This is a genomic window from Rhodococcus sp. DMF-1, from assembly GCF_021441945.1.
Taxonomy (GTDB): Bacteria; Actinomycetota; Actinomycetes; order Mycobacteriales; family Mycobacteriaceae; genus Rhodococcus; species Rhodococcus ruber.
This window is the reverse complement of the sequence record NZ_CP090442.1, coordinates 3867607-3887068: the sequence shown is the minus strand read 5'-3', so window position 1 is coordinate 3887068 and position 19462 is coordinate 3867607. Positions and strand designations below refer to the sequence as shown.

The 19462-nt window shown below is 70.9% G+C and carries 19 protein-coding genes; 6 read left to right on the top strand and 13 right to left on the bottom strand.

Features of this window, described 5'->3' with window-relative positions; all coding sequences use genetic code 11:
- Positions 1-28: 28 nt before the first annotated feature.
- The 6 genes from LZP97_RS17670 to LZP97_RS17645 form a co-directional block, all read right to left on the bottom strand.
- The gene (locus LZP97_RS17670) at positions 29-1090 is read right to left on the bottom strand and encodes an ArsO family NAD(P)H-dependent flavin-containing monooxygenase (RefSeq protein ID WP_048771606.1); all 1062 of its coding nucleotides are present in this window, start codon (positions 1088-1090) and stop codon (positions 29-31) included.
- A 43-nt stretch (positions 1091-1133) separates the two neighbouring features.
- Positions 1134-1535, bottom strand: a complete 402-nt coding sequence (locus tag LZP97_RS17665; RefSeq protein ID WP_048771608.1) for a DUF2703 domain-containing protein — start codon at positions 1533-1535, stop codon at positions 1134-1136.
- Positions 1536-1653: 118 nt separating this feature from the next.
- Positions 1654-2070, bottom strand: coding sequence for an arsenate reductase ArsC (locus LZP97_RS17660; RefSeq protein WP_006945074.1), 417 nt, complete (start codon positions 2068-2070; stop codon positions 1654-1656).
- A 19-nt stretch (positions 2071-2089) separates the two neighbouring features.
- On the bottom strand, positions 2090-2749 hold the full coding sequence (locus tag LZP97_RS17655) for an arsenate reductase ArsC (protein WP_048771612.1): 660 nt from the start codon (positions 2747-2749) through the stop codon (positions 2090-2092).
- A 23-nt stretch (positions 2750-2772) separates the two neighbouring features.
- Positions 2773-3852, bottom strand: coding sequence for an ACR3 family arsenite efflux transporter (arsB, locus tag LZP97_RS17650; RefSeq protein ID WP_010595621.1), 1080 nt, complete (start codon positions 3850-3852; stop codon positions 2773-2775).
- On the bottom strand, positions 3849-4250 hold the full coding sequence (locus tag LZP97_RS17645; RefSeq protein ID WP_029540137.1) for an ArsR/SmtB family transcription factor: 402 nt from the start codon (positions 4248-4250) through the stop codon (positions 3849-3851). The genes arsB and LZP97_RS17645 overlap by 4 nt, the downstream gene beginning before the upstream one ends.
- Before the next feature lie 71 nt (positions 4251-4321).
- Between LZP97_RS17645 and LZP97_RS17640 the strand changes: the two genes are divergently transcribed.
- From LZP97_RS17640 to arsA, 3 genes are read left to right on the top strand one after another with little or no spacing between them, the layout of a single operon-like run.
- Complete coding sequence (locus LZP97_RS17640) at positions 4322-4738, top strand: arsenate-mycothiol transferase ArsC (RefSeq protein WP_048771615.1); 417 nt, start codon at positions 4322-4324, stop codon at positions 4736-4738.
- 17 nt (positions 4739-4755) lie between these two features.
- Positions 4756-5142 carry an arsenite efflux transporter metallochaperone ArsD gene (gene arsD, locus LZP97_RS17635; RefSeq protein WP_010595618.1) on the top strand — a complete coding sequence of 129 codons (387 nt, stop codon included), beginning with the start codon at positions 4756-4758 and terminating at the stop codon, positions 5140-5142.
- Positions 5143-5168: 26 nt separating this feature from the next.
- Positions 5169-6959, top strand: coding sequence for an arsenical pump-driving ATPase (gene arsA, locus LZP97_RS17630; RefSeq protein ID WP_048771618.1), 1791 nt, complete (start codon positions 5169-5171; stop codon positions 6957-6959).
- 66 nt (positions 6960-7025) lie between these two features.
- Here arsA and LZP97_RS17625 read toward each other — a convergent pair whose 3' ends face one another.
- The 3 genes from LZP97_RS17625 to LZP97_RS17615 all read right to left on the bottom strand — a co-directional run bounded on the left by LZP97_RS17625 (position 7026) and on the right by LZP97_RS17615 (position 10423).
- Complete coding sequence (locus tag LZP97_RS17625) at positions 7026-8348, bottom strand: bifunctional o-acetylhomoserine/o-acetylserine sulfhydrylase (RefSeq protein ID WP_040274731.1); 1323 nt, start codon at positions 8346-8348, stop codon at positions 7026-7028.
- Positions 8349-8623: 275 nt separating this feature from the next.
- A complete protein-coding gene (locus LZP97_RS17620; RefSeq protein WP_010593711.1) occupies positions 8624-9136 on the bottom strand; it encodes an OsmC family protein in 513 nt (170 codons plus the stop codon).
- Positions 9137-9310: 174 nt separating this feature from the next.
- Entirely contained in the window at positions 9311-10423 is a 1113-nt protein-coding gene (locus tag LZP97_RS17615; protein WP_234574859.1) for a carboxylate-amine ligase, read from the bottom strand.
- A gap of 173 nt (positions 10424-10596) precedes the next feature.
- Here LZP97_RS17615 and LZP97_RS17610 point away from each other — a divergent pair, with 173 nt between their 5' ends.
- Positions 10597-11526 (top strand): DUF5996 family protein, encoded by a 930-nt coding sequence (locus LZP97_RS17610; RefSeq protein WP_072786501.1) that lies wholly within the window; start codon positions 10597-10599, stop codon positions 11524-11526.
- A 75-nt stretch (positions 11527-11601) separates the two neighbouring features.
- Here the strand turns inward: LZP97_RS17610 and LZP97_RS17605 are convergent, their stop codons facing one another.
- On the bottom strand, positions 11602-12543 hold the full coding sequence (locus tag LZP97_RS17605; protein WP_017679675.1) for an AurF N-oxygenase family protein: 942 nt from the start codon (positions 12541-12543) through the stop codon (positions 11602-11604).
- Between the two features lie 159 nt (positions 12544-12702).
- Positions 12703-13737: an adenylate/guanylate cyclase domain-containing protein gene (locus LZP97_RS17600; protein WP_010593707.1), complete on the bottom strand. Its 1035-nt coding sequence runs from the start codon at positions 13735-13737 to the stop codon at positions 12703-12705.
- Positions 13738-13880: 143 nt separating this feature from the next.
- Here LZP97_RS17600 and LZP97_RS17595 point away from each other — a divergent pair, with 143 nt between their 5' ends.
- Both LZP97_RS17595 and LZP97_RS17590 read left to right on the top strand, forming a co-directional pair.
- Positions 13881-14669 carry a DUF6319 family protein gene (locus LZP97_RS17595; RefSeq protein WP_010593706.1) on the top strand — a complete coding sequence of 263 codons (789 nt, stop codon included), beginning with the start codon at positions 13881-13883 and terminating at the stop codon, positions 14667-14669.
- A 44-nt stretch (positions 14670-14713) separates the two neighbouring features.
- Complete coding sequence (locus LZP97_RS17590) at positions 14714-15376, top strand: hypothetical protein (RefSeq protein WP_010593705.1); 663 nt, start codon at positions 14714-14716, stop codon at positions 15374-15376.
- Between the two features lie 22 nt (positions 15377-15398).
- Here the strand turns inward: LZP97_RS17590 and LZP97_RS17585 are convergent, their stop codons facing one another.
- On the bottom strand, positions 15399-16535 hold the full coding sequence (locus LZP97_RS17585) for an Mrp/NBP35 family ATP-binding protein (protein WP_017680821.1): 1137 nt from the start codon (positions 16533-16535) through the stop codon (positions 15399-15401).
- Positions 16532-19420 carry a molybdopterin-dependent oxidoreductase gene (locus LZP97_RS17580; RefSeq protein WP_017680820.1) on the bottom strand — a complete coding sequence of 963 codons (2889 nt, stop codon included), beginning with the start codon at positions 19418-19420 and terminating at the stop codon, positions 16532-16534. The genes LZP97_RS17585 and LZP97_RS17580 overlap by 4 nt, the downstream gene beginning before the upstream one ends.
- Positions 19421-19462: the final 42 nt, after the last annotated feature.

Here is a 19462-nt window from a genome sequence, read left to right as displayed (position 1 = left end):
ATAGGGGCGTTCCGGCCGCGGTGCCGGCTCAGAGGTCCAGCGCCAGGCTGGCGACGGTGGCCTTGGCGGTGCGCCCGACCCCGATCAACGTGGCCGAGCCGGGGCCGGTCCAATCCCCGTAGCCGAGCAGATGCAGCTTGGGTTCCTTCAACGCCTGGGTGCCCGCCACATCGATCGAACCGTCGGGCCCGCGCAGGTGCAGCGGCCGCAGCGGCGCCAGGGCGGGGCGGAATCCGGTGGCCCAGACGATCACGTCCGCGCGCCGGCTCTCCCCGGTGTCGTCCCACGAGATGCCGTCCCGGGTCAGCCGGTCGAACATCGGCAGCGGATCCAGCGCGCCGCGGTCCCGGGCCGCGAGGACCTCCGGAACCATCACGATGTCACCGAGGTCGGTGATACCGCCCGGATCGGGGCGTCCGGCCGCCAGCGCCAGCGCGCGCCGCGAGGCCATCTCGAACAACACGCGTCCGTCGACGTCGTCCGGCAGGAACCGCGGCGGCCGGGTGGTCACCCAGGTGGTGTCGGTGACCTCCGAGATCTCGGCGACCAGCTGGGCGCCGGAGTTGCCGCCGCCGACCACCACGACCGCCTTACCGGCGAATTCACCCGGGGTGCGGTACTGCACGGTGTGCAACTGTCTGCCCGCGAAGCCGCGGGCTCCGGGACAAGCGGGCCAGAACGGTTGCTGCCAGGTGCCGGTGGCGCTGATCACCCGCCGTGCCCGCCACACCCGCTCCGCGGTGTCCACCCGCAGCCGCTCCCCGTCGTCGTCGCGGGTGACCGCCCGCACCCGCACCGGCCGCCGCACCGGCAGGCCGTAGCGGCGCTCGTACGCGGTCAGATACTTGATCACGTGCCGGGCGGGTGGGAACCCGTCCCGCCACGGCGGCATCGGCCATCCCGGCAGCGACGCGTACTCCGCGGGGGAGAACAGCCGCAGCGACGGCCAGGTGTGAGGCCACGCGCCGCCCGGTGTGGGCTGATCATCGAGGACGACGAACTCGAGCCCGGCCCGGCGCAGGTAGTACCCGGCGGCCAGGCCGGCCTGCCCGCCCCCGATCACCACGACGTCCACCTCGACCGTGCTCATCGTCTCCCTCGTCATCGCGTGCGCAGATCGTCGATCCCGGCCGTCAGGGGTGACCGGGGGCGTCGAGCAGGCTCGCCGCGGCGATCAGGGCGGCCTTGACGATCAGTCGTTCGGGGATCTCTTCGAAGGTGACCGGTCCGAGTGCCACTGTCCGGCACGGGGAGTCGCCGCACACCGAGCAGCATCGGCTGCTGCCGACGTCGGCGTCGAGCCAGTCCTCGAGCGGGCGGCCGGCGATCCAGATGCGGTTGGATTCGGCCGGGTTCGCGGCGAAGGCGGCGTCGTCGAGTTCGCGGACCTCGAGGTGCGGTGCGATGCCGAGCGGGCGCAGGACCTGCTCGAGCGTGCCGACCGCGTCCTGGACCTGCTCACCGGTGCCGGCGCAGCGGCGGCACGTCTGTCCCTGGCTGACCAGGCGTTGCCAGACGATGGGCAGTGCCGTCATCGCGCACCCCTTCTCGGTTCGCGGGGAAGGTGGGAGTCGACCCGGCTCCAGTGTGGCCGACCCGGCCGGGCCGCAGGGCGTGTCCTGGTGGATCCGGCCGGACACGCCCTGCGCTCGGTCAGCTGCGGACGGCGCCGGGGACGAGTTCGGCGATCAGCGCCTCGACCCGCGTCTTGATCTCGTCGCGGATGGGGCGGACCGACTCGACGCCCTTGCCGGCCGGGTCCTCGAGCACCCAGTCGCGGTAGCTCTTGCCGGGGAAGACCGGGCAGGTGTCGCCGCAGCCCATGGTGATCACCACGTCGGAGGCTTCGACGGCGTCGGTGGTGAGGATCTTCGGGGATTGGGTGGAGATGTCGATGCCGAGCTCGGCCATGGCCTCGACGGCGGCGGGGTTGACCTGATCGGCGGGGGCGCTGCCGGCGGAACGGACCTCGACGGCGTCGCCGGCGAGGGCGGTGAGGAATCCGGCGGCCATCTGGGAGCGGCCGGCGTTGTGCACGCACACGAACAGCACGGACGGCTTGGTGGTCATCGAGGGAACCTTTCGGGTGTCAGGCGGTGGGAACGGCGGTGAGGTCGGCGAGCAGAGCGCGGACCCGGGCGTCGACGTCGTCACGGATGGTGCGGACGACCTCGAGGGATTGCCCGTCCGGGTCGGGGACGGTCCAGTCGAGGTAGCGCTTGCCGGGATAGACCGCGCAGGCGTCGCCGCAGCCCATGGTGACGACCACGTCCGCGGCGGCGACGACGTCGTCGGTGAGCGGTTTGGGGAACTCGGCGCCGAGATCGAGGCCGAGCTCGGCCATGGCCTCGACCACCACCGGGTTGATCGCCGCGATCGGCGCGGAGCCCGCGGAGCGGACGTGGACGCGGCCACCGGCGTGGTGATCCAGCAGGGCGGCGGCCATCTGGGAGCGGCCGGCGTTGTGCACACAGACGAACAGCACCTCCGGAACGTCCTTGGCGACGGCGCCTTCGGCCTGGGCCAGTGCGGTCAGGCGTTCGGCGGCGAAGCGCGGGGCGAGCGCGGTCAGGTGGGTGTAGACGGTCGCGGTGCGGCGCAGCGCCGCATAGGACTCGAACACCACCCGTTCGACGGTCTGCGGGGAGAAGATCCCGTCGTACTTGTCGGCGAGGTGCTCGGCGGCACGCTGGAGTACCGCCTGCGGCATGAGCAGTTCGGGCTGGTGGCGGTCGGAGTGGTCGGACATGTCGGCTCCCTGGCTCTCGGGCTTCACGAAGCGGCGGGGGTGGCGGAGGGGGCGAAGCGCTTGCGTAGGGCGAGCGAGACGTAGACGAGGCCGACGAGCACGGGCACCTCGATGAGCGGTCCGACCACGCCCGCGAGGGCCTGTCCGGAGGTGACGCCGAAGGTGGCGATGGCCACGGCGATGGCGAGTTCGAAGTTGTTGCCGGCCGCGGTGAACGCGAGGGTGGTGGTGCGCTCGTAGCCCAGGCCCATCGCCGCGCCCAGGAGGTAGCCGCCGCCCCACATGATCGCGAAGTACGCCAGCAGCGGCAGGGCGATGCGGGCGACGTCCCACGGGTGGGAGGTGATCTGCTCGCCCTGCAGCGCGAAGAGCATCACGATGGTGAACAGCAGGCCGTACAGGGCCCACGGCCCGATCCTGGGCAGGAACTTCTGCTCGTACCAGGTCCGGCCCTTGGCCTTCTCGCCGAAGTGGCGGGTGAGGAAGCCGGCGAGCAGCGGGATGCCGAGGAAGATGAGCACCGACTTGGCGATCTGCCAGGGCGAGACGTCGAGGGTGGTCTGTTCGAGTCCGAGCCAGCCCGGCAGCACCGAGAGGTAGAACCAGCCGAGGCCGGCGAACATGATCACCTGGAAGACGGAGTTGAGCGCGACGAGCACGGCGGCGGCTTCGCGGTCGCCGCAGGCGAGGTCGTTCCAGATGATGACCATGGCGATGCAGCGGGCCAGACCGACGATGATCAGTCCGGTGCGGTACTCGGGCAGGTCGGGCAGCATCAGCCAGGCCAGGGCGAACATCAGCGCCGGCCCGACGATCCAGTTGAGGACCAGCGAGCCGATCAGCATCCGCCGGTCGCCGGTGACGGTGTCGAGCCGGTCGTAGCGCACCTTGGCCAGCACCGGGTACATCATGATGAGCAGGCCGAGGGCGATCGGCAGCGAGATGCCGTCGATCTCGACGGTGGAGATGATGTCGCCGAGGCCCGGGATCAGGCGGCCGAGCAACAGGCCGGCGACCATGGCGACGCCGATCCACACCGGCAGGAACCGGTCGAGGGTGGACAGCTTGCCGACCACGGCCGGGTGGTCGCGGGTGGTGGTCACGAGGCGACCTCCTCGAGGGTGCCGGCGGGCGCGCACGACGAGGTCGCGACGAGCCCGGATTCGACGGACAGCACCGCGGACAGCTGGGCCAGGGCGGCGGGGACGACCCGGTAGTGCACCCAGGTGCCGCGACGTTCGCAGTCGAGGAGGCCGGCCTCCCGCAGCACCTTCAGATGATGCGAGATGGTCGGTTGCGACAGGTCGAAGGACGGTGAGATGTCACACACGCAGCACTCGCCACCCTCGTGGCTGGCGATCAGGCTCAGCATCCGCAGGCGCACCGGATCGCCCAGGGCCTTGAACATGCGGGCCAGGTCACCGGCCCAATCGGAGGTGAGCGGCTCGCGGCTGAGCGGCGGGCAGCAGGGCTCGTCCCCGCGCGGCGGTTGATTCGGCATGCGTCTATATTGACGGTTGTCGAAACACGGCGTCAAACGGACAGCCGGCCCGGTCGAAAGGAAACCCTCCCGTGCACACACCCTCGGTGCTGTTCGTCTGCGTGAAGAACGGCGGCAAGTCCCAGATGGCCGCCGCGCTGATGCGCAAGGCCGCCGGCGGCCGCATCGTCGTGCACTCCGCCGGGACGGCACCGGGTGCGGCGCTCAACGCTCTCTCGGTGCAGGTGCTCGAGGAGGTCGGCGCACCGGTGGCCGGCGAGTACCCCAAGCCGGTCGATCCGCAGCTACTGACCGAGGTCGACCTCGTCGTCACCCTCGGCCGCGACGCCCGCGTCGACGCGGCGCACGCGGAGAACTGGGACACCGACGAGCCGTCCGAGCGCGGCATCGACGGCATCGAACGGATGCGCCTCGTGCGCGACGACATCGCCGCCCGAGTCGACGCCCTCGCCGCCCGGCTGCTCGACTCCGCTTCCCCCACCCGCTGATCCGACCAGGAGAAACCATGAGCACCATCGCAGTCTTCGAGCCGGCCCTGTGCTGCAACACCGGCGTGTGCGGCGACGACGTGGACCGCAACCTCGTCACCTTCACGGCCGACATGCAGTGGCTGAAGGATCAGGGTGCCACCATCACCCGCCACAACCTGGCCAACGATCCGCTGGCCTTCGCGCACACTCCCGCCGTCAAGCGCTTCCTCGAGGTCGCCGGCTCCGCCGGTCTGCCGCTCGTGCTCGTCGACGACGTCACCGTGCTCACCGGGCGCTACCCCGATCGGACCCAGCTCGCCGCGTGGGCGGGACTCGACGTCGCCGAGGCACCCGTCGGCGCGACGATGCTGAATGTCGCGGACGATGCCTGCTGCACACCCGGCGACGCCACCTGCTGCTGAGCCGTCGAGGACGAGGAGAGCACCGGATGACCACCCCCACGTTTCTGACCGACCCGCCGAGGTTCGTGTTCTTCACCGGCAAGGGCGGCGTCGGCAAGACCTCCATCGCCTGTGCGAGCGCACTGCGTCTCGCCCGCGCCGGGAAGAAGGTGCTGCTGGTCTCGACGGACCCCGCCTCGAACGTCGGTCAGGTCTTCGGCCTCACGATCGGCAACGCCCTCACCGCGATTCCCGCGGTGCCCGGCCTGTCGGCGCTCGAGATCGATCCCGAGCAGGCCGCCGATGCCTACCGGGAACGCATCGTCGGGCCGGTGCGGGGATTGCTGCCCGACGCCGAGATCGCCTCGATCACCGAGCAGCTCTCCGGCTCCTGCACCACCGAGGTCGCGTCGTTCGACGAGTTCACCTCCCTGCTGACCGACACCGACGGCGAGATCGCCTCGTTCGACCACGTGCTGTTCGACACCGCCCCCACCGGACACACCATCCGGCTGCTGCAGCTGCCCGGGAACTGGACCGAGTTCCTCGCGGCGGGCAAGGGTGACGCGTCGTGCCTCGGACCGCTCGCCGGGCTCGACAAGCAGAAGACCATGTACGCCGCCGCGGTCGACGCCCTGGCGGACCCGCAGCGCACCCGGCTCGTGCTCGTCGCCCGCGCCACCCGCTCCGCTCTCGCCGAGATCGACCGCACCCACGGCGAACTCGCCGCGCTCGGGCTGAGCCGCCAGCACGTCGTCGTCAACGGCGTCCTGCCGGCGCCGTCCGGCGACACGGACCCCCTCGCCCTCGCGATCCACCGCCGCGAACAGGCCGCGTTGGCGGGCATGCCGGCGGCGCTGAAACCCTTGCCGCTGGACCTGATCGAGCTCGAGGCCGCGAACATGATCGGTCTCGATGCCCTCGGGACGCTGTTCGAGACGGCCGACGTCGGCACGGACCTCCCTCCGGAGATCGGTGCGGTGCCGGACGTCGCGGATGCACCGCTGCGCGCCCTGATCGACGACATCGAGCGGGACGGGCACGGTCTCGTGATGTGCATGGGCAAGGGCGGGGTCGGGAAGACCACGGTCGCCGCGGCCGTCGCCGTGGCCCTGGCCGAACGCGGGCACGAGGTCCACCTGACCACCACCGACCCTGCCGCACACCTGACCGAGACCCTGCACGGCGACGTCGAACACCTCCATGTCTCGCGCATCGATCCCGCCGAGGCCACTCGCGCCTACCACGAGCGGGTGATGGCCACCAAGGGTGCGCACCTCGACGAGCAGGGCCGGGCGACCCTCGCCGAGGACCTGCGCTCCCCGTGCACCGAGGAAGTGGCGGTGTTCCAAGCATTCTCGCGGGTGATCCAGGAGTCCCGGCGCAAGTTCGTCGTCGTCGACACCGCGCCCACCGGCCACACCCTGCTGCTGCTCGACGCCACCGGGTCCTACCACCGCGACGTCACCCGGCAGCTGGGCCCGGGCCTGCACGCCGTCACCCCGATGATGCGCCTGCAGGACCCGGCTTCGACCAAGGTCCTGTTGATCACCCTCGCCGAGACCACTCCCGTGCTCGAGGCCGCGGGGCTCCAGGGCGACCTCGAACGTGCCGGCATTCACCCCTGGGCGTGGGTGATCGACAACTCCGTGGCCGCCGCCGCGCCCACCGCACCGCTGCTGCGCCGCCGCGCCGCCGCCGAACTCGGGCAGATCGACAAGGTCCGCACCGAACTCGCCGAGCGCTACGCGGTCGTGCCGCTGCTCGCGACCGAGCCGGTGGGAGTTCCGGCGCTGCGAGCACTCGGCGAGGCCCCCACCCGCGTCGCCGCCCGGTAGATCACGGCCACGAAAGGCACGGCCCCACCCCGGTATCCGGGGTGGGGCCGCGTGTGGGAGGCAGGATCAGGCGCCCGCAGCCTCGAGGCCGGTGGTGAGGTCGGCGAGGATGTCGTCGATGTGTTCGATGCCGACGGCGAGGCGGACCTGGCCGGGGGTGACGCCGGCGGCGAGTTGTTCGGCGGCGGTGAGCTGGGAGTGGGTGGTCGAGGCGGGGTGGATGACCAGCGAGCGCACGTCGCCGATGTTGGCGACGTGGCTGTGCAGGGTCAGCGCGTTCACGAACTTCTTGCCGGCGTCGACGCCGCCGGCGAGTTCGAAGGTGACGATCGCGCCGGTCCCGCGCGGGGCCAGAGCCCGGCCGCGCTGGTACCAGGGGGAGGAGTCGAGGCCGGCGTAGGCGACGGCGGTGACCTCGGGGCGGCGGGCGAGGAAGTCGGCGACCCTGCCGGCGTTGGCGACGTGGCGTTCCATGCGCAGGCTCAGGGTCTCGAGGCCCTGGGCGATGAGGAAGGCGTTGAACGGGGAGACCGCGGCGCCGAGGTCGCGCAGCAGTTGCACGCGGGCCTTGAGGGCGTAGGCGGGGGCGCCGAGGTCGGCGTAGACCACGCCGTGGTAGCTGGGGTCGGGGGTGGTGAACTGGGGGTGGCGGGCGGTGCCGTCGGGTCCGGCGGCGGTCCAGTCGAAGGTGCCGCCGTCGACGATGACCCCGGCGATGGCGGTGCCGTGGCCGCCGAGGTATTTGGTGGCCGAGTGCACGACGATGTCGGCGCCGTGCTCGAGGGGGCGGATCAGGTAGGGGGTGGCGACGGTGTTGTCGACGATCAGCGGCAGGGCGTGCTCGTGGGCGACGGCGGCGACGCCGGGGATGTCGAGGAGATGGTTCTTGGGGTTGGCGATGGTTTCGCCGTAGAAGGCGCGGGTGGTGGGGCGGACGGCGGCGCGCCACTGGTCGAGGTCGTCGGGGTCGTCGACGAAGGTGACCTCGATGCCGAGGCGGGGCAGGGTGTAGTGCAGCAGGTTGTAGGTGCCGCCGTAGAGGTAGGGGCTGGCGACGAGGTGGTCGCCGGCGGCGGCGAGGTTGAGGATGGCGTAGGTCTCGGCGGCCTGGCCGGAGGCGAGGAGCAGGGCGGCGACGCCGCCCTCGAGGGCGGCGATGCGTTGTTCGACCGCGTCCTGGGTGGGGTTCATGATGCGGGTGTAGATGTTGCCGGGTTCGGTGAGGCCGAACAGGGCGGCGGCGTGGTCGGTGTTGTCGAAGGTGTAGCTGGTGGTCTGGTAGATCGGCAGGGCGCGGGCGCGGGTGTCGCCGCCGGCGGGCTGTCCTGCGTGGATCTGCTTGGTCTCGAAGCTCCAGGAGGCTGCGGGATCGATGGGGATTTCGCTCATGGGGTTGCTGCTCCGTTGTTCGGTCGACGATCGTCTCGGGGTGACGTGACGGTTCCCGCCCGGGACGAGACACGGGGACGCCACGTCGATGCACACTCGGGATGCCCGGTACGGGCGAGGATCGGGTGCGGCCGGTCAGACGGCCGGACACCCGCACATACACATGCGCACGGCGTGGCAGCGGGCGGAGGGCCCCGGCATTGCCTGAATTCGTGTCCGGCTCACGCGCCCGACACTATCTGCTCCGCGGGACGCCGACCAGTGCGCCCCGAAATTCACGCGATCTCGACCACGGTTCGCACCGGGGTCGGGTTGCGCGTCAGATCGAGGACGGGGCAGTGGGCGTCCACCGCTTCCTGCAGTTCGAGGTAGCGTTCGCGCGGCTCCGGTCCCGACAGCGTAACGGCGACCCGCACCTCCCCGAATCCGGGGCGGACGTCGCCGAAGCCGAAGAACCCGCGCACGTCCAGATCGCCTTCGGCGCGCGCCGAGATGTCGTCGACGCGGATCCCGAGCTGCTCTGCCCAGACGCGGTAGGTCACCACCTGGCAGGACAGCAGCGAGGCGAGGTAGTACTCGACGGGGTTCGGCGCGGTGTTCTCCCCGCCGAGAGCCGGCGGTTCGTCGACCTCGACGCTGAACCTGCCGAGGGCGACGGTGCTGGCGACGGCGTCGTGCCCGTGCGCTTCGGCGCGGAAGACGGCGTGAGCCCGGGTGGGGTCGCCGGCGATCGCCTCACGATTCGTGTCGACGACGGCGCGCAGGTGGGTGGACGGAGCAGTGGTCATGAATGTGCTTCCTCGACAGTCGGTTCGGGGGAGAGACGGGCCTACGGGCACGGACACGTGGACGTCGCCGTGCGGGCGAAGTCGATGTGGCGGCGACGGGTCAGCAGGAGCACGGCGCAGACCGTAACCAATTCCCGACCGGAAAGCTAGGGATAGGTGAGTGTGTTCCGCGGCTCAGTGGGTGCACCCGGCGGACGTCAGTTCGGCCAGCCGGGCGATCACGTCCTGGGCGGTGCCGCCGGCGGCGAACACCCGTCGCTGCCGGACAGCCCCGTTTCCGCACGCCAGCACGGTGTGCAGGCCCTCGCGGGCGTGCTGGTAGCTGCCGAGATCCTCGAGGGCCGGCCGGACGTGCTCGATCATCGCCCGGAGCAGGTGCGCGGCCGGGCGGCGGGCGGTCGAGGGCAGGTCGATGCCGTCGCCGGGCAGGCCGTCGCGCGCCGCGCGCCAGTACGCGGCCCGCAGTACTTCGGAGGAGAAGGCCACGGCGGTGCGGCCCGCTTCGAGATCGCGCAGAGCCGTGAGCACCAGAGCGCGAACGAGGACGGCGACGAGGACCGTCTCGGCGACGGTCACGGGGACGTCGCACACCCGCACCTCGACGGTGGGGAAATTGGTCGACGGACGGACGTCCCAGTAGACCATCGCCTTGTCGAGGATGCTGCCGCACTCCAGCATGGCCGCGACGGTGTTGTCGTACTCCTCCACCGACGAGAAGTACGGTGGCGGACCGGCGCTCGGCCAGCGCGACCACAGGATCGAGCGCCAGCTCGCGTACCCGGTGTCGACTCCCCGGTGGATCGGGGAGTTCGCCGACAACGACAGCAAGGTGGGCAGCCACGGCCGGAGGTGATTGCTCACCTGCACGGCGGTCGCCCGGTCCGGCACGGCCACGTGCACGTGACAGCCGCAGATGCCCTGTTCGCGGGCCAGCATGCCGAAGTGGCGTTCCATCCGCAGGTACCGCGGCTTCTCCGTGACCGGAAGCTCCCGGGACCCGACGACCGGGACACCCACCGCCACCAGCCGGGAACCGCAACGGCGGGCGGCCTCGGCGACGAGGGATCGCCGGGTGGACAGGTCGGTGTACAGCTCGTGGGCGTCGTGGCAGACCCCTGACGCCGTTTCGACCTGGCACCGGTCCAGTTCGTACTGCAGTTCCACCCCGAGGGCGCGGGCCTGCTCGACGACGTCGGAGTTGTTGACGGCGGGTTCTCCGGTTTCCGCGTCGACGAGGAGGAATTCCTCTTCGACCCCCACCGTGGGGAGGTCGGACGATGTGGCCATGGTGCCCCCGGCGGGAGTCGCGGTTCGTACCTGAATTCTGCGCCGCCGCCGACGGCGGCGCAGCACTTGTCCGGATACGCGTTCCCGGAGCGGGTGCGCCGGCGACGGGATTCCGTCGAGGAGGCCCGGCGGACGGCCCGGCCGAGTAGGGTCGTTTCCCGAACCGGGGAGGCGTGGTGAACGAATCGGCATCGGTTCCGGGCGAGGCGTGGCCGCGATTGCGCACGGCCGACTGGGCCGCGACTCGGGACACCCTGCACATGTGGTTGCAGATCGTCGGCAAGATCCGGCTGGCTCACGCGCCGATGGTCAACCACTGGTGGCAGGCGACGCTGTACGTCACGCCTCGCGGGCTGGGGACCTCGTCGATTCCTTACCGGCACAACGTATTCGACATCGAGTTCGACCTCTGCGAGCACATCCTGCGCATCCGCTCGAGCGACGGTGGCAGCGGCTGCGTCCCGCTCGCTGCGCAGTCGGTGGCGGATTTTCACGGACGCGTTCTCGGCACCCTGGACGAGTTGGGCATCGCCACCCGGATCCAGGGCACCCCGAACGAGGTGGATCCGGCGATTCCGTTTGTGCAGGACCACGAGCACAACACGTACGACCCCGACGCGGCCCACCTCTTCTGGCGGCAACTGCTCGAGGCCGATCGCGTCCTGCACGAGTTCCGAGGGGACTTCCTCGGCAAGGTCAGTCCGGTGCACTTCTTCTGGGGCGCGATGGATCTCGCCTGCACGCGCTTCTCCGGGCGCACCGCGCCACCGCACCCCGGAGGCATCCCCAACTGCGCCGACTGGGTGATGACCGAGGCCTATTCGCACGAGCTCAGCAGCTGCGGATTCTGGCCCGGGGGCGCGGACGAAGGCGCCTTCTATTCCTACGCCTATCCGGCGCCGGAGGGTTTCGCCGAGTATCCGGTGCACCCGGACGCCGCGTACTACTCCACCGAACTGGGCGAGTTCCTGCTGCCGTACGAGGCGGTGCGGACCGCGGCCGACCCCGACGCGGAACTACTGCGGTTCCTGCGCAGCACCTACGAGGCGGCCGCCGATCTCGGCCGCTGGGAGCGAGCCGATCTCGAGCGGCCGACCGGATGAGGGTGCGTGCCGGCGACCCCGACCGGACGGGTCGCGCGAGACCCCACGACCTCGCGCGACCCCGCCGGTGACGGCTCAGAGCAGGTGGACCTTCTTGTAGAGAATCTTCGACGGCCCACCGATCAGGCCGACGCTGTCGAGGAACGTCATGAGCTTGGCGCCGGACTTGCGCACGCGGTCGTGGTAGTGGGTGTTGTTCGCGGCCTCGGCGAGTGCGCGGTCTCGGTCGAGTCCCGCGTTGCTGTACACGTCGGGATGGATCATGCTCTTGACCACGAAGTACACGGTCACCGCGGTGTTGATCCGCTCGAACTGCAGGCGGGCGCGGCTCGCCCCGGCCAGCCGGCGCGCGACCTCCTCGCGGGCGAACCGGATGTGCCGGGCCTCTTCGAGGACGTGGATCTTGCTGACCGTGCGGGTGACCGGCTGGACGCGTTCGTCGCGCATGAAGTCGCGCTGCATCATGTCCAGGATCTCCTCCGCGGCCATGACGCTCGCGTAGGCGTTGGCACCCCGGAAGAACCCGCCCCACACCCGGCCGAGGCGGTGGATGTAGCGGGCCGGGCCGTAGTCCGGCATGCCGAGGCGTTCCCCGGCCCGGCCGAACATGACGGAGTGGCGGCACTCGTCGGCGACCTCGGTGAGGGCGAACTGCACGTGGCGGGAGTGCTTGTCACGGTTGTAGACGTCGCGCAGCAGCATCTGCATGAGCAGGATCTCGAACCACAGGCCCACGCTCGAGACGCTCGCGGCCTCGTGCTTGGTCAGTTCGATGCGCTGTTCCTCGGTCATCTCGTCCCACAGCGCCGTGCCGTACAGCGTGCTCCACTCGGGGGTCATGCCGTACTTGTCGGTGGGGACGGGGGCGTCCCAGTCGACCTCCACCGTCGGGTCGTAGGACTTGCGGGCCGACGAGGCGAGCAGGCGCTGCGCGGTCTCCTCGCGCTCGGACAGCGGGACGCCGGGGACGAAGCCCTTGCTCTCGGCTTCCGACGGGCGGGTGAGCGATGCGGTCATGTCTCCACCTTTTAGTGTGACGACTGGTAACTGTTAACCCGAGGTTACCTCGACAGCCGTCGGTGCACAACGGGTGCGTGCGGATCGGGGCCGTGAGGGCCCGTGCGCGTCCGCCCCGGCAGTGCGTCGACGACACACCGCCGTGAATCGGGGCGCTGCTCAGCCCTGGGCCGGCCGCAGCACCGAGGGGCGCAGCCGATGGAAGTCCTTCACCCGCAGCGCCCGCAGGGGACGCAGCCGGAAACGGTTGTCGCCTTCGAGCACGTCGGCGAGGGTCGAATCGACCAGCACCGTCCCCGGTCGTGCGGCGCCGGTCAGTCGCGCGGCGATGTTGACCGCCGAGCCGAACATGTCCCCGAACCGGGCCAGGACCGGCCCCTGCGCCATGCCCACCCGCAGATCCGGGGCGTCGGGTCGCGAAGTCGACGACTCCTGCAGCGCGAGCGCGATCCGCGCCGCGTCCGCCGGATCCTCGGCGGCGAACATCACCTCGTCGCCCACGGTCTTGATCACCCAGCCGCCGCCCTGGGTCACGATGCCCGTCGCGGTCGACTCGAAGTCCTCGAGCAGATCGTTGAGCTCGTCGGCGTCGATCCGACGGGTCAGGCGGGTGTACCCCACCATGTCGGCGAAGCCGACCACCAGGACCCGGCCGGCGGACTCGCCCCCGGCCCGCACCACGTTGCGCCCGGTCGTGGCCACCAGGTGCCGGCGCCACACGTACAGCTGCAGGTTCTCGGTGAGCGGCAGCACCCGTTGCAGCAGGCCGTCGACGAACGACCGGATCTCCTCCTCGGACGGGGTGGCTCCGGTGTACTCGGTCTCGAGCCGGTCCAGGATGTGGGTGTTCATCAACGTCACCTCCCACTCGGCCAGTCGCGACATGGACTGCCCCAGCGACCGCGCGGCCGCGAGCTCCAGGTCGGGGTGCAGGGCGCCGCTGCTCACGATCGCGTCGATGTTGCGCAGAGCCGCGACGTCACCGTCCGTGAACGTCCGCGCGTCCGGGTCCGGGTCCACGGTGAATCCCAGCGCCTGCCAGAGCCGTTGGGCGCGTTCGAAGTCCACGCCGGCCAGGGCGGCGCTCTCCTCCTGGGTGTAGCGGCGTTCGCCGCCGAGCAGGGTCCGTTCGAGTTCGGCCTGCACGGCCTGCAGGAGCTCGGTCCCGAGCTCCGGTTGCTCCGACGCGCTCACGTCGCTCCTTCCCGGCCGCCGAAGGTGACCGGCCGACCCAGCATCGCCCACCACAGTTCGGGTGCGCAACGAATTCGCGAGAGTGTCGCACCTGTGTGCGACAGTGATCGCGCCTCCTGCACCCCCAGCACGAAAGGACGCGCATGCCGCCCCGCAGACGAGCCGGCGCCACCGGCCCGGATCACCTCACCGACGAGCAGCTCGCCGAGCTGACCTCCGCCGTCGCGGACGGTCGCCGTGCCACCGTCTATCTCATCGAGGGCATCCCGAGCCTGGGCATCGCGCCGGGCGCGTCGGCCCGGGCTGTGTCGGTGGCGGGCCGCACCGTCACCGTCCGGCCCAAGGGCGTCGACGACGAACTGCCCTTCGAGGCCGAGGAGTTGCGCCTGACGAAGGAGCCGGCCCGCAAGGCCGCGGATCGATCCACCCCGCGCCCCACCGCCCCGCGCCCCACCGCCGCGCGCCCCACCGCCCCGCGCACCCCCGCGCCGCAGCCGGCGGCATCGGGGGCCGCCCGCGGTCCCGCCCCGACGAGCTCGTCCCCGGCGTCCCCGCCCGCCACGAAGGAGACCACCGCCGTGCCGCCCACCGCACCCGAACCGCAGACCGGCGCGACCCCGAAGCCCAAGGCCGCGCCGCGCCGGGCCAAGAAGCAGCCCGGAGTGACCGTCACCATCACGATCGATCCCGAGCAGGAGTGGACGGTCGGTGTCGCGCAGGGCACCAGACGTCTGAGCAAGGCCAATCCCGTCAGCCCCGACGCCGTCGAGCGCGCCGTGCTCGAACTCGGCGACGAGGCGGCCCTCGAAGCGGTCCGGTCGGTGATCGACGCGGCGCGTCAGGCGGCGGAGGAACGCGTCGCGCAGCTCAGCCGTGAACTCGAGGAGGCCAGAAAGGCGTTGGAGAGCCTGGGGTCGGGTTCGACCGGGTAGGCTGACCCGCTGATGCGGCCGGAACCGGCCGGGCGGGAGGGCTCATGTTCAAGCGCGTTGCGATGGCGATCGTCGCAGGTGTTGCACTGCTGGCAGGTGGGACGGGCGTCGCGGTCGCGGCGCCGCCGGTTCCGCTCGGGGGCGGGTCGGGCATCACGCTCGGCAACGGTTCCGAGGATCTGTTCGACTGCACGCTCGCCACGATCGGCAACGACCGGGCCGGCCGGCTCGTCGGCTTCACCGCCGGACACTGCGGCGGGCCCGGGACGACCGTGAAGTCCGAGATGGACCTCGGCGCCGGCGTCCTCGGCCGGATCGTCGGGACCAACGAGGTGCTCGACTACTCGGTCATCGAGTTCGACCGCGGCCGAGTCGCACCGGTGAATCGGGTCGGCAACGTCACCATCACCGGCGTCGGCACCCCCGTGGGGTTCCCCAACGTGGCGTGCAAGGAGGGCCGCACCACCGGCAACACCTGCGGTGTCGTCTGGGGCGACGTGTTCAACTCCCAAGAGACCTGGACGCAGGTGTGCGTCGTCGAGGGCGACTCCGGTGCCCCGCTGGTCGTCGGCACGACCCTCGTCGCCATGGTCAACGCGTACCTGCTCACCCCGTGCATCGGCCCGGAGGTGGGCACCAACTTCGTCACGATCCTCGGCGACGTCGACGCCCGCGGCGGCGTCGGTGCGGGGTACCGCCCCATCTGACGTACCGGCGCGGGCTCGTCGGCTACGGGACCGACAGCGGTAGCGGCCGGCCGACGAGGCTCCGTCTCGGGGCCGGCAGGGCCGCGGCGATCTGCCGGATCTGCGAGACGGAATGGGCGTGCGGCGTCGCCACCACGGCCGGGACGCCACTGTCTCCCGCCGCGCGTAGCTCGATGTCGAGAGGCACCTGCCCGAGGAGCGGTGCCGCGATGGCCCGGGCCAGGCGCTCGCCGCCTCCGGTACCGAACAGCGGTGTGCTCGCCTGGCAGGACGAGCACACCAGGGCCGACATGTTCTCCACGACGCCGGCAACCGGCATCCGCAGGTCACGCGCCATGCGGCCCACCCGCTGGGCGACGGTCTGGGCCGCCGGTTGCGGCGTGGTGACGGCGAGGAGCGCCGCATCCGGCACGAGTTCGAGCAGCGAGAGGGTGACGTCTCCGGTGCCCGGGGGCAGGTCGACGAGCAGGACGTCGAGCTCACCCCAGTACACGTCGCGCAGGAACTGTTCGATCGCCTTGTGCAGCATGGGGCCGCGCCAGACCACCGGCTCGTCGTCGCGGACGAAGAACCCGACCGACATGAGAGCGACGCCGAAGGCTTCGACCGGCAGCATCGTTCCGTGCAAGGCGACCGGTGCGCGGCGCACTCCGAACAGATGCGGAACGGAGTAACCCCAGACGTCGGCGTCGAGAACGCCGACCCGCTTGCCCTGCTGGGCCAGCGCCACCGCGAGGTTGGCCGTGAGCGTCGACTTGCCGACACCACCCTTGCCGGAGGCCACGGCGTACACCCGGGTCGGCGAATCCGGACCGAAGGGGGGAGCGTCCGTGGGTTTCGCGCCGCGCAAGCGGGCGGCGAGTTGCCTCCGCTCGGTTTCGTTCATCGTCGCGAAGTCGACCTCGACGCCGGTCACGCCGGCGACTGCCCCGGCGGCCGCGGCGACGTCGGCGGAGAGGGTGGCCCGCATCGGACACGAGGCGGTGGTGAGCCGGACGGTCACCCGGACGAGTCCGGAGCGATCGATCTGCACCTCGCCGAGCATGCCGGCCTGCTCGAGCGGCAGATGCAACTCGGGATCCTCGACCCGGGCCACCGCGGCCCGCACCGCCGCCGCGGAGACTGCCGGGCCGGACGTCCTCCGCGACAGCAGACTCATGCTCGCTCCTCCGCCCCGGGCGCGCGGAAGGCACGCCGACGGGGTTTGACCGGCCGCATCAGGAACTCCGGGCGGCGCAGCCCGGACCGGCTGGGCCCGGGCCGGGTGCACTCCATCCAGGTGCGGTAGACCTCCCGGGACCGCCGGGTGTCCACCACCACGTCGCCGTACCGGTCGTCGGTGCGGGCCTTCTCCACGCGCACCTTCTGGTGCCAGCAGTGCATGCCCGACAGGGGGTCGGGGTGCACGGCGAAGGCGAGGTTCTGATGCACGCCGGGATCGTCCCAGTAGATCCGCTCGCTGTCGGGATCGTCGCTGCGGAACGGCTGTACCCCCTGCTTGTAGCGCAGCCGCCACACCCCGTTTCCGTCGTTGTCGAGATCGACGAGGCCCATGGCCCACCGGGAGCCGGCGTTCTCGGACGTGCGCCAGCGGCCCATGTGGTGCGAGAGCGCGAGGACGCCGGGGCGGATCGCCTCGGTGGCCCACACCCGGGCCACGAAGTACCCGATCTCGGTGTTGATCCGGACCAGATCGCCCGTGCCGACGCCGAAGCGCGCGGCGTCCGCGGGATTCGTCCACAGCGGATGCGTGTTGCTGATCTCGTTGAGGTACTTCGCGTTCCCGGAGCGAGTGTGGACCAGGGTCGGCAACCGGAAGGTCGGTACGAGCACGATCTCGTTGTTCGCCGGGTCGATCGAGCGGTGCCCGACGTGGGACTCGATGTAGCCCGGGGTGGCGTACTCCTCCCACCCGAAATCGACCATGGTCTCGCTGAACAGCTCGAGTTTGCGCGACGGGGTGAGCCACCCCGCGGTCCTGCTGCCGTCCTCGTGGACGACGCCGACCGCACCCGCCTCGCCGACGAGAGGTGGGGTCGAGTCCAGGGTCACGGCTTTGCGCAGGACCCCGTGCTCGTCCGGGTCCGCCCCCTCGGTCTCGGCGGCCGTCAGCGGCCGCTCGTCGAGTCGGTAGGTGTCCTTGGCGACCTCGAAGACGCCGTATCTGCGCATGTACTCCAGCGGGGTGAGCCCTCGGTCGGCTGCGGCCTTCGGCAGACCCGGCACGCTGTTCTCGAACACCCACCGGTAGTACTCGTCGACGGTGACCTTCTCCCCGGGCCGGTAGGGGGATTCGAAGAACTTGCGGATCCCGAGGCTGCCGTCGGGGTCGATGCGCCAGGACAGCTCGAACCAGAACTCGTTCTCCTCCCACACCTCTCCCGGATTGGACTCGCGGGAGTCGGACACGCTCCGGCCCATGCGCTCGAGCGCCACCCGGGTGACGGGCTGACGGAACCCGAGCCACTTGCCGGCGTACTGCTCGTAGGACTGGGTGTCGTGCCGCTCGGTGCTGTGGCCCATGGGCAGGACGTAGTCGGCGAAGGTGGCCGTCTCGGACCACGTGGGGGTCAGCGCGACGTGGCAGCCCACGAGCGATTCGTCGGTCAGGGCCTCCAGCCAGCTGAAGCCGTCGGGGTTGGTCCACACCGGGTTGTAGACGCGCGAGAAGTACATCGACAGCGTGCCGCGGCCGTCCCGGAGCAGATGCGGCAGCAGGATCGACATCTCGTTGGTCGACAGGGGGAACTCGGCGGGCCAGAGCAGCTCGTTCCAGGACTCGTGTCCCTGCGGCACGTTCGGGCCGTGCGCGATGATCTTGTCCCAGCCGTTGGGGCTGGTGCCCCCCTTGGTGCCGACGCTGCCGGTGAGCACGTTGAGGAAGAACAGGGCCCGCGAGACCTGCCACCCGCCGAGGTTGCCGGCGGTCGCCGCCCGCCAGACGTGCGCCGACAGGGCCGAACCGGCGGTGGCGACGATCCGGGCGAGCTCGGCGATCTGCGCCTCGGGAACCTGCGCTTCCTGTGCGGCGTAGGCGAAGGTGTACCCGGAGTAGTCCTCGGTCAGTGCGCCGACGAACGCGTCGAAGTCGTCGGCGGGCAGTTCGGGGTGGCGGTGCTTCATGTAGGTGGACCAGTTCACCCAGCGACGCAGGAAGGCCCGGTCGATGCGGTCGGTGCGCAGCAGATGCGATGCGACGGACAGCAGGATCGCGGCCTCGCTGCCGGGCCACGGGGCGATCCACAGGTCGGCGTGCGACGCGGTGTTCGACAACCGCGGATCCAGGACGACGACCTTGGCGCCGCCCTGGATCTTGCCCTCCATGATCCGCTGCGCGTGCGGGTTGAAGTAGTGCCCGGTCTCGAGGTGGCTCGAGATCAGCAGGATGACCCTGGCGTTCGCGTAGTCCGGGGAGGGCCGGTCGTAGCCGCCCCACAGGGAGTAGCCCAGCCGGGCGCCGGCGGAGCAGATGTTGGTGTGGCTGTTGTGCCCGTCCACGCCCCACGCCAGCAGGAACCGCTCGGCGAAGCCGTCCTCGCCGGGCCGGCCCACGTGGTAGACGACCTCGTCCCGGCGGTCCTCCACGATGGCGGCCCGGATCCGGGCGGCGATGTCGTCGAGGGCCTCGTCCCAGCCGATGCGCTCCCACTGCCCACTGCCGCGGGCACCGACGCGCTTGAGCGGGTGCAGGATGCGCTCGGGGTCGTTGATCTGGTTGATCGTCGCGGGACCTTTGGCGCAGTTGCGCCCGCGTGAGCCCGGATGGGCCGGGTTCCCTTCGAGTCGCTTGATGGACAGATCGGACTTGTCGACGTACGCGAGCAGACCGCATGCCGATTCGCAGTTGAAGCAGGTGGTGGGCACCAGCATGTACTCGTGCGGAACCTTACGCGGGTGGGCCTTGGCGTCGTATTCGACGTGATGGTCCCAGTTCTCGACCGGAGGAAAGTTCCGCAGCCGCTCGTGCGTGCGCTGACCGGGCAGCACCGGCTCGGCCGCGATGTGTTCCGGCTCGGCCGCGATGCGCTCCGTCTCGGCAGTCATGGCAGTTCCCTTCGGATGGATGGGCGGGTGCCCGGTGGGCCC